Origin of the sequence: Bradyrhizobium altum, assembly GCF_020889705.1 — a bacterium.
Lineage (GTDB): Bacteria > Pseudomonadota > Alphaproteobacteria > Rhizobiales > Xanthobacteraceae > Bradyrhizobium > Bradyrhizobium altum.
The window spans coordinates 1-1,279 of record NZ_JACMYP010000545.1; the positions used below are offsets into that span (position 1 = coordinate 1).

A 1,279-nucleotide genomic window follows, 5' to 3' on the forward strand; every position below is an offset into this window, starting at 1 on the left:
CCGCACGCCGGCGTCGCCCTCGATGCGGTCGAGCGCCGCCATCAGCTGATCGATCAGCGCGTAATTGAGCGCGTTGAGCTGCGCGGGGCGATTCAGGGTGATCAGGGCGATCCCGTCGTCGATGGCGAGCAGGATGGGGTCGGGCATGGCGCAGTCTCCGGCATTGGTGTTCGTCGCGCGAACCTAGAGGCTGGCGGAATTTGTGTATATTCACTGGTTAGTATACATACGCGGAATGCCCAGACCCTCCGAGCCGACCCGCGAGCGCATCATCCAGGCGGCGAATTCGCTGTTCTACAGTGAAGGCATCCGCCGCGTCAGCGTCGACGAGATCGCCGCCAAGGCCGGCCTCACCAAGCGCACGCTGTACTATCACTTCAAGAGCAAGGACGACCTGGTCGCCGCCTACCTTTCCGCGCGCGACCAGCCCAATCTCGCGCTGTTCCGAAAATGGTTCGCCGAGGCCGAGGGCGGCCTGCCGGTGAAGGTCGAGGCGATCTTCAAGAACCTCGCGCGCTCGGCCCGGCACCCGAAATGGAAAGGCTGCGGCTTCCTGCGCACCTCCGCCGAGCTCGCCAACATGCCAGGTCATCCCGCGATCAGGATCGGCGCCGCGCACAAGAAGAAGTTCGAGGACTGGCTGCGCACGACCTTCGCGGAGCAGGGGATCGCCGATCCGCTGAAACTGGCGCGGCAGATCCTGTTGCTGCTGGATGGATCATTCGCCGTGGTGCTTCTGCATCGCGACGCGAGCTATATGGAAACCGCCGGTGAGGCCGCGCGCACGCTGATCGAGACGGCGTTAGGGAAGCCGCGGCGGAAACAAGGGTAGGGCGTGCGCTCATGAGGCCCGTCCGCTTCGCTCTGAAAAGGCGAGCCGGAGGAGACGGTGTTGGGCGGCATGGAAGCCGCCCAACACGATTATGGATCTCACTTGGCCATTGCCGTCCTGGCGGCCTCGATTTTCGCCTTCACAGCATCGAGATTGAAGCTCGCGCCCTTCTGCATCGGCGGGAACTCGATCGCGGTCATGGCCAGCTTCTCGACCTCCTGCTGGACGAACACGAATCGCCAGAACTCATATTTGAACCAGTCGAAGTATTGTTGCGCGCCGTATTTTGTCCCGCTATCGGGCCAGCCCGTTCGCTCGAACGGATCAAGGCGAAGGTTGATCAGGTAGGGCACGTCAACCTTGGCTTTTTCACCGAGCCAACCGCCGGGTTGGTCGATGAAGCGATACTTGTAGTCGTCGATGCGCACGGCCCCCAGCTCGCTTTCG

Annotated in this window: 2 protein-coding genes and 1 pseudogene; 1 reads left to right on the plus strand and 2 read right to left on the minus strand. The window is 62.7% G+C overall.

Features of this window, described 5'->3' with window-relative positions; translation table 11 throughout:
* On the minus strand, positions 1 to 147 hold a 147-nt coding region (locus tag H8B02_RS47250; RefSeq protein WP_229172509.1), incomplete at its 3' end, for an enoyl-CoA hydratase-related protein.
* A gap of 88 nt (positions 148 to 235) precedes the next feature.
* Here H8B02_RS47250 and H8B02_RS47255 point away from each other — a divergent pair.
* A complete protein-coding gene (locus tag H8B02_RS47255; protein WP_229172508.1) occupies positions 236 to 832 on the plus strand; it encodes a TetR/AcrR family transcriptional regulator in 597 nt (198 codons plus the stop codon).
* A 98-nt stretch (positions 833 to 930) separates the two neighbouring features.
* Here the strand turns inward: H8B02_RS47255 and H8B02_RS47260 are convergent.
* Positions 931 to 1,279: pseudogene (locus tag H8B02_RS47260) on the minus strand (arylsulfatase); the annotation flags it as partial.